Below are 13,680 nucleotides of genomic sequence, written 5' to 3'. Positions count from 1 at the left end.
CCGATTCCTCTTTTCCTGCGATCATTTGCTGTTATTTCAGAATAACAACATTTAGCAGAGATGACAAAACCTTCGCCTTATCATTCATTCTTTTGACTTACTCTCTCTATTAACGATAAACTATAAAGACATAATAAGGAGAACTTATCAGTACCTATAGGAGAGGATTCAATGAAACCGCATTTAATCGTGTTGGATTTGGACGGAACTTTACTGACAGACGAGAAAGTCATTTCACCTAAAACTATGGAATCATTGCGCATAGCCGCTTCGCAAGGTCATCACGTGATGATTGCAACCGGGCGTCCGTACCGTGCCAGCGAGATCTATTACCGGCAGCTTGGATTGAAGACACCTATTGTCAATTTTAACGGTGCATTCGTTCATCATCCGACTGACAGCTCGTGGAAGACGATTCATGAACCAATCGCTTTGCCGGTTGTCAATGAAGTCGTGGAAGCGATGCAGGACTTCCCCGTAAAAAATATTGTGGCGGAAGTGATGGATGACGTTTATGCCCAATATCATGATGAACGCTTTTTAGATATTTTAAACTTTGGCAATCCGCTCATTACAGCAGGAGATATCCGGGATTCGTTAAAAACAGATCCGACCAGCCTGCTGATTCAAGCGGATCAGCCGACAGTCGAACCGATTCGCCGGCACCTTGAAGATCTGCATGCGGAAGTTATCGATCACCGCCGCTGGGGAGCGCCGTTCCATATCGTGGAAATCGTTCGTCACGGCCTGAATAAAGCCGTCGGAATCGATGCCGTCTCGAAATGGATGAACGTGCCGAAAGAACGGATCATCGCGTTCGGCGACGAAGACAATGATTTGGAAATGATTGATTACGCAGGTACAGGGGTAGCTATGGGGAATGCGATCGACCGATTAAAATCGATTGCGGATGAAATTACCGATACGAATAATGAAGATGGAATTTCACGGATACTTGAAGAACGTTTGGCACTACAGAAAAACATCGTCGTATAAGGGGGAAAAGATATGAAAATTTTTGCAGACAGTGCCTGTGATTTACCGCTGGAATTTTTTAAAGAAAATGATGTGGAATTATTTCCGCTCAGTGTCCTTCTTGATGGCAAGGAATATGAAGACATCGTTGAAATTCATTCTAACGAAGTGTTTGATGCCATTCGCCAAGGACAGCAGCCAAAAACATCGCAGGCTTCACCTGATAAAATGATGCAAACTTGGAATTGCCTCGCAGCATCCGGTGAAGACGGTCTTTATATTGCTTTCTCCTCCGAGCTGTCCGGAACGTATCAAACAGCTGTCATGACGAGTGATCAAGTAAGGGAGGAAAACCCTTCCATGAACTTGGCAATCATCAATTCACACTGCGCGTCCCTCGGTTACGGCCTGCTCGTTAAAGAAGCAGTGCGTCTGCGGGATGAAGGTCTCGGTGTGCAGGAAATCGAAGATAAAGTCCGCACAATGGCCTCACATATGGAACATTTATTCACAGTGGAAGATCTGGACTACCTCGCGAAAGGCGGACGTGTATCCAAAGCGAGTGCGTTCTTCGGCGGCCTGCTCAACATCAAGCCGCTGCTCCACGTAGAAGAGGGAAAACTTGTGCCGATAGAGAAGCATCGCGGACGCAAGAAAGTGCTTCGCCGCATGATTGAAATGATGGAAGAGCGCGGCAGCAACCTGCAGGAGCAAACGATTGCCATCAGCCACGGCGACGATTTAAAAACCGCCAAAGAATTTGAGGAAATGATCCAAGAAGTCGTCAAGCCAAAAGCCATTGAAATCCATCAAATCGGCTCCGTTATCGGCTCACATGCAGGCCCCGGAACGATAGCATTATTCTTCCTGAATCAAACAGAAAATGAATAAAACAGACAGTCTGCGCATGTGCAGACTGTCTGTTTTCATTTTCCTCGCGTTTTTTGTTCATGTATAATCAGGTGTTTCACTCACTGCCCCGCTTGCCCGGACTGTTTACCTTTGCGAATCACCATGTACAGGAACAGCAGGAACAGTACGACAACCATGATAGAAGCGATCAGATAAGGCGTGTTGAAGCCTTTGTCGTCTTCAATGATATAAATTTCAGCAAGCTCACGATCAAGCACAATGTGATATTTATTGTCTTTTGTTTCTTTAATTAAATCCTGGCCAAGAACACCGCGGAGTTTTTTATTCTCTCCGATTTTTTCCGGGTCGATTTCTATGCTTTGCACTTCTGATGTGTTGTTCAGCGCAATGATCCATTTTTCCTCATCCGATGTGCGTTCAAATACGACGAAGCCATCTTGATTGTGCAGGAATTTAAAATCTCCGTTGCGCAATGTGTCGGAGTCATTACGAAGCGTGTTGAGATCCCCGATCCACTCTTTCAGTTCCATATCGGTCTTGAAGTTAAAGAACGGATGGGATTCAGGCGCTTCTTTTCCGTTGACGGCAATTTCAGTTGCATACGGCACTAACGGCACGCCAGGAAGCATGAATTGTGCCGCTGTTGCCACTTTCCAGCGTGTTGGAGGGAATTGGCGCAGCTCCACCATTTTATAAGTGAAGCGCGGCCCTGTCAGATCATCGAACTGAAGCAGCTTCCCTTCGCTGTCTTTGCCGATTTGATCCAATGAAGAGGAATCCGGATCTACTTGAACGAAAGATTCCTGCATTGCTGCACTTTCCTTTTCAGCAGGCGTGCTGTCAAATGATGCATCACTTGCTTCATTCGTAATTACATATAACCCTTCACGTGCTTCCTTCACTGCATTAATAACACCATTTAAAAAATCCGTGTCTGCCTGGCCAAGTTTCGTCAGACGAAGCCCGTCCAGTTCATAATCCGTAACAAATTGTACCGCATATTCCTTCAATTCGTTTTGAACAGCCGCATCCGTTACATCACCAGTGAAAGGGAAATCTGCCATGACTTTTAAATCATTGTCATGCATTTCATCAATCAACGCCGTGAATTGTTCTGCTGTTCCGAAGTGCGGTTCGATCTCGTTATAATCGAGTACGTCATTTCCGTCATAGGAAGCGGTTTTGAAAACCGGACCGACCGAAATCATCGTAAAATGCATGTCGAGCAAATGCTGAAGGCGGTTGCTGATTCCGGCAAAGTCTCCGCCATTAAAAGCGCTGGGATCTTTTGCATCCGCTTCGAAATCATTTTCCCCGAGACCATTGTTGAAACGGTCAACGAGCAAATCATAAATACTTTCATCACTGAATGTTCTGCCGGTATCTGCAAAAGCCGGTGTTGCTATAGATAGGGCAAGCATACATGCCGCCAATAGTCCGATCATTCGTTTCAATTTAGTAAATCCTCCTCACAAAACTCTTCTTTCAGTTTATCAAACGGCCGCAAACAGCGCCATTCTTTCTTTTGAAAACAGCTGGTACCGTATGTAAATGCGACAATCTTGTGAAAAAATGGCCGCCCGCGACAAATAAAAAAGCAGTAAGAGGGAAAACCCTCCACTGCTGCTCACTGATCATCTTCTGAAGAAAAGTCAGGATCATGCTGCCTGCGCGCACTGATCAAAACGGTGACGGCAAACAGCGCCATCAATAACAGGATTACAAGTAAAAATATCCACCCCGTTGATGCGGCCATTTGCTCATCCCCTTTTACATTCAATGTTTAGTTCTTACGCAAACCAGTTGAAGCCCACCGGCAGTTTGAAGCCAACAAATAATGTTGCCAGTAATGCGACGATGAAAAGAATCCACATAAGTCCTGTGTTTTTTCCTTTATTGCCGCGCACAAGCACCATTTCCATAAATCCGATAGTCAAAATACCGAGTACGAACTTAATTCCGTACAGCGCAGAATCAATCGTCATATGCTTGAAGAACAGCGCCGCCCCTGTAATGATGATCAGCACGTAGAACAGACGCAAAATCATATGTGTTACTGTTTTACCTTTTGATCCTGTTGCCATGCTGGCAGAAACTAAAAATAGTACAATTGCAACTACCCACGTAAAAATATGCATGTGGGTTGTATCAGTTAAAAAGCCCAATATTGCCACCTCATTTTAGTATAGTCGTTTGATATTCTACCATATCTTTCAAACAACGACTATTCTATTGCTTATTTCATATTCCGGAAGATTATTCGAAACGGTTGACTAATGTGCCGATACCTTGCACTGATACCTTTACTGTATCGCCCTTTTTCAAATATGTCGGCGGCGTCATGCCTTTGCCTACCCCGGCAGGCGTACCTGTCAGAATCACATCGCCCGGCTCCAGCGTCACATACTTGGAAATTTCTGCAATCAGGTCATCGATTTTGAAAATCATAGCCGATGTATTGCCGTTTTGACGCACTTCATCATTTACTTTTGTAACGACGGATAAATTTTGCGGGTTTGGAATTTCGTCTTTCGTCACTACATAAGGCCCCATCGGACAAGAGCCGTCTAAGCTTTTGCCTAAGAAGAACTGTCTGTGCTCCGTCTGGATATTGCGCGCTGTAATGTCATTGCCGATTGTATAACCGAAAACATAATCATACGCCAGCTGCTTAGGGATATTCTTGCCTGTTCTGCCGATGACGACAGCCAATTCCCCTTCGTAATCCAATGAATCCGTTACATCGCTGTGAACTGGAAGTGTTTGCTCATCTCCAGCAATAGCAGTTGGAGATTTTGTAAACAGCATCAGTTTTTCCGGTGCTTTTGATCCGAGTTCCTCCGCATGATCCAAATAGTTCTTGCCTACACATAATACGTTTTTCGGTGTGCGCGGGATTGGAGACAGCCACTCAATCGCTGTAAACGCATGCTTAAACTGCTCTGCATTTCCTTCAGCTTCCGTTTTCTCTACCAATTTACGAACCATCTCTACAAAATCCATGCCAAGAGATACAGCTTCAATCATGGTCTTAGGAAAATCAGTCTGCTCCAGTGCTTCTGCCATTGCAAGTACATTCCAAACAGCTTCCTCACGTTTCACTTTTGGTCCGAATAATGTCTGCCCTTCGTAACGGAATGACAATAGTTTCATTTGAATGCCCAACCCTTTCTATGTGAATTCACATACTCCTATGTTACGACAAAATCTATACTTTTTCCTCTTTATTGTCGAAATTCTTTCCGTAGGACAGCTTCCGCCATAAGGCTTCAAGCGGTCCCATGCGGAATTTCGACAGCCAGACCTGCGCTGCAATGAGCTGGGCCGCAAAAATACCGATGGCCAGCCACGTGCCGGTCACTATATCTACTTTACCATACAGACCGGCTCCGTATGAATAAAATATCAGCGTCGCAATAACCGACTGCATGATATACGTGGTAAACGCCATTCGGCCGACGGTTGCGAACGGCTTTGTGATGTACTTCAAAAATGGGACCTGAAACAGCAGTAAAAACAATGCCGCCCAGCCGACTGTCAGGACAGGTCCGCCAAATATCGACTGCACCAGCAGAACATTTTCAAATTTCGGCCCATCCCAGTTCGGAACGTTTTTCAGCACAAGCCCGACAGGAAGGAAAACGAACAGCACAACCAGCAGTTTCCCTTTATGGGCATACATCTTTTCGATCACCTTCCACTTGGAAAAGGCAGCCCCCATCATAATCAATGGCAAAATAATAAAACCAGAAGTCAACAAGCCGATAATTTCAAACATAAAAAATTCATTCAGACGAAAAGCAAAAATTTCACCGAACGTTCCGTTTCCGTAAGCTGAAATCGCCAATTCAATTTGCTTCGTATCTGCGAACCCGTCCATCATGAAAGATCCGCTATTACTGCGCATCAGTACGGACAAGCCGTAGAGCAGCAGCGACGGCACGAAATAGATCAGGAGTGACAGAGCCAGCAGCCACTTTCTCGGTATCCGAACGACTGCGATCATGATGAATCCCATCAGAGCATACGTAACAAGTATATCCCCCGACCAGATCAGCACAGCATGCAGCACACCGAATAAGAGCAGGACTGTCATCCGCTTTGCCATGAAAGGACCGAACGCTGTATTCTGCTTTACTGATTTCTCATACTGCATATTGATGCCGTAGCCGAACAGCATCGCAAACAGCGGATAGAAACTTGCTTCGATAAATACATCAATAAAATGGAACATGGACTGCTCAGACGGTATGGTATACCACGAATACGGATCCATATACGCATACGGTGAATGGAAATGCAGCATATTCGCAATGAGAATCCCGAGTAATGCGATGCCCCTCAAGTAATCGAGTGCTTCCACCCGCTCTGTAAGTGGCGTAGGAGTCACCTTCAAACTAATTCCTCCTGTAAGCTAATAGTTTTTGCCTCGCTGAATAAATACAGGAGCATTTCTTTTATTTCAATCGACAAAATGGATTCCAGCACGTTCTTATACAGATTCAGCTGCGTGCCGTAACGGATTTGCATTTCATTGGCAATCGCCTTGTCAGAATAAAACTTACTGACGTCATCTGTTTTATAATCGACAAGCACCCACTCGCCGTCTTCATGGAATAAGCAGTCCGCAATCCCCTGCAGCAGCTGATACTCGCCTTCTGCAGCGCGGTGAGCATATGTGAACGGCATCTCACGCAGAACTTGGTCGGCCTGCTTCATCCGCTGACCGAGCGGCGTATGGAAAAACTCCGCAATTGCCTGCACGTCGATGACTGCCGCTTCTTCTTTCGTCAGCAGCTCACGTGTTTCCAGCTGCCGGACAAATTGTGCGGCACTTTCCTGATCAAGTTCATTCTTCAAGTCAAGATGCTGCATGACCGTATGCATCGCCGTACCAATCTCTGCTTTTGTCAGCGAGCGCTGCTGTAAAAAGGAAGGACGCGCATGAAGATTTGTCATGCGTTTTGCAGCATCCGTCTCCAGCTCTTCAAACGGATCGGCGTCTCCGCGTTCGAGCTCCAGCAATGCAATCCGTTTCAATTCGCTGACGGACTGTTTAGATGACATGCCGACCGCAGCCTCATACGGATATTGCGCGTCAAAACGGCTGCGCACTACTTCCGTCAGTTCCGGATCCGCCACTGCCGCTTCCTGATCAACCGGCAGCCAGTCATCAAATCCGGTCTCCTCTGTGCTACGGAACGCGGAAAATGGATACGCGTTGACTTCCCACTTCGATGCATCATCCATCAGTTCCCCGCCCGCTGTCTTGCCGAACTTCATGAAGTCGATATGGCGCGCAACTGCGGGACCGATCCAGTCAAGATAACCGGCCGCCCTTGAACGTTTATATTCAGGCAGCGGCTCTGATTCATCAAGCAGCTGTGCTTCCTGCCACTGCGTGATCGTTTTTTCAATATCTTTGACCGATGCGATCAGCTCCAGATGCTCTTTAGCACGCGTCATGGCCACGTAGAGCACCCGCATCTCTTCTGCACGCATCTCGAGCTCTTTCTTCTCTTTGATCGCGAGGAACGGCAAAGAGGTGAACATGATTCGCTTGTCAGGATCAATCGCTTTGACAGCCAGGCCGAAGTGCTGATCGAACAGATACGGATTATGGAAGTCCATCTTATTGAAAGGACGCCCCATGCCGGCTAAAAATACATACGGGAACTCGAGCCCTTTGGACGAGTGGATCGTCATGATGCGGACGACGTTTTCCTTTTCGCTCATAAAACGCGCTTCTCCGAGATCATCACCGCGTTTACGCATGCGGTCGATGAAACGAAGGAAGCGGAACAGACCGCGGAATGAAGTTTTTTCATACATCATTGCCCGGTCATGCAGCGCACGCAAATTCGCCTGTCGCTGTTTGCCGTTTGGCAGAATTCCGACCATTTCGTAGTAATACGTATCTTGATACACTTGCCAAATTAATTCTGACAGCGATCCGTGCCGGGCCATATTGCGCCAGTCTTCCAGGAGCAGGAAAAAACGCTGCAGTTTTTCCTGTGCAGCAGAATGAATGCCGGCGCCGCCTGTCTGCATAAATGTCTGCACTGCCTCGTAAAACGATACATTCCGGTTTACCAGACGGATCTGCGCAAGTTCATTTTCCGTCAGGCCGACAAACGGTGCCCGCAGAACGGATACGAGCGGAATATCCTGATACGGATTATCAATCACCCGCAAAGTATTCAGCATGATCATCACTTCAATGGCGTCAAAATAGCCAGACGATAATTCCACATAGACAGGAATGCCCGCCGCTTTCAGTTCATCCGCAATTTCTCCCGACCATGTCATCGAACGCATGAGAATGACGATATCGCGGTACTCAAGCGGACGCTGCTTTCCGCTGAAGGCGTCTGACACCTGTGCCTGACTGTCTTTCCACGCGTTGATTTTCTGCGCGATGGCACGTGCCTCCACTTGGGATTTCTTCAGCTCCTGCTGTGCTTCCTGCTCTTCCGACAGACCTTCTTCCTCTTCATTTTCATAAAGTATCGTCAGTCCTGCCGCCACTTCTTTTTCAGGATATTGCGCGCCGTACTTCAGCGCCGCCGCTTCGTCATATTCAATTTCACCGACGCGTGTCCCCATGATTTGCCTGAAAATGAAGTTCGTTGCGTCGAGCACTTCCTTGCGGCTCCGGAAATTGGCGTTCAAATCGATTTTCAGCCCCTGCTGCTGCACATCTTCTGTAAAACGGCCATACTTGCCTAAAAAGAGCCCCGGTTCTGCGAGACGGAAGCGATAGATCGACTGCTTAACATCCCCAACCATAAATAAATTCCCGTCCGCTTCACCGCCCTGCTTGATTAGCTGCAAAATGGCTTCCTGTAAAAAGTTCGTGTCCTGGTACTCATCGACAAGCACTTCCGCAAAGCGGTTCCGGTAGTCAATCGCAATATCAGACGGTGTCAGTTCGCCTTCTTTGGATAAAATCTGCAGCGCATAATGCTCCAAATCAGAGAAATCCACTAAGCCGCGCTCTTCTTTTACCTTTTGATAACGCACGGCAAAATCTTCGACAAGTCCGACCAGCGTATGCATGAGCGGTGCCATCAGGCGGATTTCTTCCAGCAGCCTGGCAGGTGTTCTCGTAAAATACGTATCTTTTAATGCATTGACGATTTTCTTCACCTGATCGCGCATCGCTTTGCCGCGTGCCGCCAGTTCTTCATCACAAGTGTCTTTCTTAATCGTGCCCGCTTTCACCCATTTCAGCGTCTGGAAATACGTAAAAGCCTCTTCCCATGTGCCGTGAAGCATATGATGAAGCGCCCCGTCAATCCAGGCTTCATCCGCTTTAGCGGTCTCCTGCAGCGGCAGCGGCCCTTCATTCATTTCCGCCACCCGCTGGAGATCCCGCGTAACCGTTTTCGCTTCCTCAAGCGTATGACGGATCGAAACTTTCAGCGAATCAATAAATGACAGACCGTCAATTGTCGCATCGTCTCCAATTTCATACTGCTGAGGAATGAGTGCCAGCCACTGCGAAGGATTCGGGTGCACGCGTGAATAGTCATAGAGCTTGTCTATCAGTGTTTCAATTGCCTGGTCGTTCCGGTCCGCCGTAAAACTGTCGCTCAGACGATAAATTGCCTCTGGATCTGCCTGGCTGTATGCGTCCTCAAGCACGAGTGCAATCGTATCGTCACGCAGAATCGATGCTTCCGCTGCATCGGCAATCCGGAATCCAGGATCAATATCAAGCACATACGAGTATTGCCGCACGACTTGCAGGCAGAACGAGTGCAAAGAAGAAATTTGTGCTTTATTCAGCAGATTCAACTGTCTGCGCAAATGAACAGAAGACGGATCATTAATGATCGCTTCTTCAAGTGCACTGGCCATCCGGTGGCGCATCTCTGCAGCAGCCGCATTTGTAAATGTGACAACGAGCAGCTGATCGACATCGATCGGATTTTCCGTATTCAATACTTTTTCTATCATCCGCGTAATAAGGACTTTTGTTTTCCCCGAACCTGCAGCTGCAGACACGAGGATATCTTTGCCGGACGCATGGATTGCCCTCCATTGGTCGTCCGTGAACGTCTCATGCGGCGGCTTATCTGGAATTCGCATCTGGATCTATCTCCTTCCGCATCTTTTCTAATGATTCTTCGGGCTTGAACGCCGTATAATTCCGCGTCGGCTGTGTCGGATCCGTCTTGTCGAACTGACAGATGGACTGATACGAACAGAACGTACATGGCATATGTTCTTTCAGCCGGTACGGATACACGCGCGTATCGCCTGACAGCATTCCGTCGCCCGCCTGCTGATGCCTTTTCCGGACAAATGAACGCATCATATTAATATCTTCAGGCGGCACTACTTTCGACGTCGAATAAAACGTCCCGTCTTTTTTCAGGCGCGCCGGAATAATAAGTGACTCACTTTCCAGTCTGTCGTCCATGCCGAGCGCCACTTCAGCGTCTTCAATAATATAGCCTTGCATTTTATAGGATTTAAGCAATTCTTTTTCTACCGCTTCTTCGGTCAGCTCTTTCGTCATGCGCAGCATCGGATTGTGCACATACATATACAGCACCCCTGCCGGATTCGCATACACACCGAGCCAGTCTTCCGCATGCTCAAGCGCAACATCGAGATAAGTCAGCATTTGCAGCGACAAGCCGTAATACACTTCCGTCAAATCGAGCGCCCGTGCTGAAGATTTATAATCCACTACACGCAGAAACGTCTGATCATCTTTTTTCATTGTGTCAATGCGGTCAATTCGTCCTCTAATATGCATATGCCGGCCGTTTTTCAAATTAATTTCAAGCGGCGCGATTTCTTCATTCGGACCAAACCCTGCTTCAATCGCAATCGGCGTAAATCTTGAATTGCGCGCCTGTGACTGCAGTGCGCGGATCGTCCGCTGAATAATTTGCATCAATTTTCTTTGGATATATGCATAGCGCTGGCTCGACAGTAAAATACGGTGGAAAAACTTCGGCGCTAATGCATCAATCGCATCCCGGCCCAGCTGCCAGCACTGTTCTTTCGTCAGCGCAGCCCAGGAAAGCCCCTGGCGCATCACTTCATCAGACACCCATTTCAGCGCCGCGTGGAATAAATCCCCGATATCCGGTGCTTCCAGCTGAAATTCAAAACGCTCCTGCAAGCCAAGCCCGTACGTCGTGAAATGCTGGAACGGACAGCTGTAATACGATTCGATCCGCGATACACTCGTTGTAAACGAAGATCCATATAAACCGGCCGTCAATTCCGGCTCCAGCAGCTCTGTTTTCTGGCGTTTTAAAGCAGGCTGCACAATCGACTGGATAATCGATGACCAGAGCGGATCTTCAGTATAATATGCAAGGACCGCCTGCCATTCAGGTTCGATTTCCTCATGGGCAGAAGCTTCACGCATCATGCGGATCGCGTAAGACAGCGCCACTTCCGGGTGCTCAATATACGTCAGCTTATCTTCAACTTCTGACAGTTCGGTCGGCTCAATAACTGCTGTTTCAAGCGGTATATTCGATACAATCTGCTGCAGCCTCGGAATGTAAAGCGACGGTATGAGCGCCTTTCCCTCCTCGTCCGCAACCGGATAACTGACGGTCAGCCGCTGACTCGCTCCTGTGAACGCACGGTACACCATAAACGATTCGCGCATAAGCTGGAGCTTGGTAGTCGGTGCCAGCGTAATGCCAAGTTCACTGAATAATTCCCGGTCACCGTCTGATAATAATCCTTCGTGATCATTGCGGAGAGGCAGTACCCCTTCATTCGCACCGAGCACAAACACGGCCTCCACGTCCATGGAATTAAACAGCTCCACTGTCGTCACGGTCACTTGGTCGAGTGACGGCGGAATGAGTTTAAATTCCAGCGTATCGAATCCTTCATCGAGAATTTTGATCGATTCCGCAATCGGAAGTTCCTTGTCTCCAAACATCAGCACAAACTGATCGAGCACATTGATCCAGCTAGTCCATGCCTGTTCGTGTTCTGCGGCCGCCTGCAGCCGGTTGTTCGTATGTTCCATCTGCTGCAGCTCAATGATTTTATCGTAGACGTTCAATGATTCCAGCGTGACAAACAATGCCTCCGCGACGTCCCGCCCGGTCACTGCCGCTTTCAGTTTCTGCTGCAGTTCCATAAGCGGCGTGCGAATCAAATCCCGAGTCTCCGCAAACTCCGCCTGTGCCGCGAGTTCTTCATCGGTCTGCACGGTGCGAATCTTTTCCAGTCCCCGGTAACGGCTGACTTTCCAGCGTTCTTCATCATTCCAGCGTGAAGTGCCGTGAATTCCTTTTGCCAGCACAAAATTCTCCAGGCGGTCAGCCCTTTCCCTCCACACTTGTTTGCTTTCATTGGCAGGGAAAAAGAGATCCGTCTTTACTGCACGGAACACCGCTTCATACGACCAATCCGTGCGCACCGCTTCCAGCAATGAACGAACGAATTCGATGAGCGGATGATGCAGCATCGGCTTTTTCTGACTGATGAAAACAGGGATATCATATTGCGTAAAAATATTTTGAATCAATTCGTCATACGCATCTGGCTGCCGGTACAATACCGTCATTCCTCGGTAGCGCTTGCCTTCACGCATCATTTTCCGAATCGACCGCGCCACCGCATGCACTTCCGCCCGCCGGTTCGTCGCTTCAATCAGATGAATGGCACCGGTCGCTTCACACGCTTTTGGCGGGTACCGATCGAACTGTTCTTCCAGATGTGCAAGTTCCTGGTTCGCAAAGCGCTGCAGTTCCGTCAGATGAACCCGTTCTTCGTGCTCAACAGATTCACTGTATGCGAGCTGCTGCAGCGTTTCGTATTGCTGTTCTGCTGTATGGAACAGTTCATGCTCTCCGCTGTGGAGCTTTTCTTCCATCGGCAGCACAACCGTGACACGTTTCGTATATTTCATTAATTGTGTAATGATGTTGTATTCCTGTGTCGTAAAGTCGCCGAAACCGTCAATATAGATCGATGCATCCTGCAGCCACTCCGTATGCGGCAACTGTTCAGCAAGTGCGTTGAGCTGCCCTTCACTGTCCATATAGGTCGTTCCAAGGCGTTCTTCAATTTTCTCAAGCAGCAGCTGCAGGTCATGCGCCTTATCCTGCAAAATTCTCGGTGCTTCTTTGGAAGCCAGCGAGCCGGTCAGTTCGGCAAACGCCTGCCGGTCGATGCAGTATTTGCTGAATTCTTTCATGATGTCGCTGACTTGCTCGGCGAATCCATGTTTAGAGGCTGCCTGCTTAAACAGTTTGAACGAGTCTTTGTTTTCTTCGAGCACGCTGCGCACGAGCATGCGGTAGCCGAAGCTGTCGACTTCTTCCCGCGTGATGCCGCCCACTTCCTGCAGCACGCGCCACGCAAGGCGTTTGAACGTCAGCACTTGCGCACGGATCATCCCGGACAGTCCGCGTGTGACGGACAGGCTGTATTCCATCGAGTATGACTGCTGGTCGGGCACGATGATTACGATAGGAGGCCCCATCGGCCGCTCCTTCAGCTCTTCTGCAATTTCCTGTTCAATAAAAGTCGTCTTCCCTGTACCGGAGCGACCTGTAACAAAACGCAACGACATAGCTCTCTCTCCCCTTTCATGGGCAATGGATGATAGTTATATAGTAAGTAGCACGGAATTGGTACGTCATTATAATAAGTGAAGTGAAACGGCATTGGACTCACTGCGCGCTGGCGGATGGCTTCGCGATGAGCCGACCGCTTGTATGGCGTCTTCGTTCGGTGAGTGGGAGCTACTTTGGCTTCTGATTTTTGAAATGTGACGGGCAAGTGCTGTGCAGATGGTTTTCTGCTTTTTGTATCGAAAATGGAATACACCAGTTG

9 protein-coding genes are annotated in these 13,680 nt (G+C 48.2%); 2 read left to right on the top strand and 7 right to left on the bottom strand.

Features of this window, described 5'->3' with window-relative positions; translation table 11 throughout:
- Positions 1–171 precede the first annotated feature (171 nt).
- Positions 172–996, top strand: coding sequence for a Cof-type HAD-IIB family hydrolase (locus SporoP37_RS13410; RefSeq protein ID WP_085431226.1), 825 nt, complete (start codon positions 172–174; stop codon positions 994–996).
- Positions 997–1,008: 12 nt separating this feature from the next.
- Positions 1,009–1,866, top strand: a complete 858-nt coding sequence (locus tag SporoP37_RS13405) for a DegV family protein (RefSeq protein WP_085431225.1) — start codon at positions 1,009–1,011, stop codon at positions 1,864–1,866.
- Positions 1,867–1,946: 80 nt separating this feature from the next.
- Here SporoP37_RS13405 and SporoP37_RS13400 read toward each other — a convergent pair whose 3' ends face one another.
- The 7 genes from SporoP37_RS13400 to addB form a co-directional block, all read right to left on the bottom strand.
- Positions 1,947–3,293, bottom strand: coding sequence for an alpha-amylase family glycosyl hydrolase (locus SporoP37_RS13400; protein ID WP_232329848.1), 1,347 nt, complete (start codon positions 3,291–3,293; stop codon positions 1,947–1,949).
- 182 nt (positions 3,294–3,475) lie between these two features.
- Positions 3,476–3,604, bottom strand: coding sequence for a hypothetical protein (locus tag SporoP37_RS17620; protein WP_255363018.1), 129 nt, complete (start codon positions 3,602–3,604; stop codon positions 3,476–3,478).
- Between the two features lie 34 nt (positions 3,605–3,638).
- On the bottom strand, positions 3,639–4,013 hold the full coding sequence (locus SporoP37_RS13395) for a YisL family protein (protein ID WP_081244165.1): 375 nt from the start codon (positions 4,011–4,013) through the stop codon (positions 3,639–3,641).
- 91 nt (positions 4,014–4,104) lie between these two features.
- Positions 4,105–5,001 (bottom strand): fumarylacetoacetate hydrolase family protein, encoded by an 897-nt coding sequence (locus tag SporoP37_RS13390; protein ID WP_085431811.1) that lies wholly within the window; start codon positions 4,999–5,001, stop codon positions 4,105–4,107.
- Between the two features lie 55 nt (positions 5,002–5,056).
- Complete coding sequence (locus SporoP37_RS13385; RefSeq protein ID WP_232329847.1) at positions 5,057–6,238, bottom strand: DUF418 domain-containing protein; 1,182 nt, start codon at positions 6,236–6,238, stop codon at positions 5,057–5,059.
- A 2-nt stretch (positions 6,239–6,240) separates the two neighbouring features.
- A complete protein-coding gene (gene addA, locus SporoP37_RS13380; RefSeq protein WP_085431222.1) occupies positions 6,241–9,942 on the bottom strand; it encodes a helicase-exonuclease AddAB subunit AddA in 3,702 nt (1,233 codons plus the stop codon).
- Positions 9,926–13,417, bottom strand: coding sequence for a helicase-exonuclease AddAB subunit AddB (gene addB, locus SporoP37_RS13375; RefSeq protein WP_085431221.1), 3,492 nt, complete (start codon positions 13,415–13,417; stop codon positions 9,926–9,928). Before addB ends, addA begins: the two co-directional genes overlap by 17 nt.
- Positions 13,418–13,680: the final 263 nt, after the last annotated feature.

Origin of the sequence: Sporosarcina sp. P37, assembly GCF_002109365.1 — a bacterium.
In the GTDB taxonomy this organism is placed as follows: Bacteria; Bacillota; Bacilli; order Bacillales_A; family Planococcaceae; genus Sporosarcina.
This window is presented reverse-complemented; position numbering and strand designations above follow the sequence as displayed.

Coding starts and splice junctions, on each gene's coding strand:
- SporoP37_RS13390 (WP_085431811.1), bottom strand. CDS start 5,001: ATGAAACTATTGTCATTCCGTTACGAAGGGCAGACATTATTCGGACCA.
- SporoP37_RS13400 (WP_232329848.1), bottom strand. CDS start 3,293: ATGATCGGACTATTGGCGGCATGTATGCTTGCCCTATCTATAGCAACA.
- SporoP37_RS13410 (WP_085431226.1), top strand. CDS start 172: ATGAAACCGCATTTAATCGTGTTGGATTTGGACGGAACTTTACTGACA.
- addA (WP_085431222.1), bottom strand. CDS start 9,942: ATGCGAATTCCAGATAAGCCGCCGCATGAGACGTTCACGGACGACCAA.
- addB (WP_085431221.1), bottom strand. CDS start 13,417: ATGTCGTTGCGTTTTGTTACAGGTCGCTCCGGTACAGGGAAGACGACT.
- SporoP37_RS13405 (WP_085431225.1), top strand. CDS start 1,009: ATGAAAATTTTTGCAGACAGTGCCTGTGATTTACCGCTGGAATTTTTT.
- SporoP37_RS17620 (WP_255363018.1), bottom strand. CDS start 3,604: ATGGCCGCATCAACGGGGTGGATATTTTTACTTGTAATCCTGTTATTG.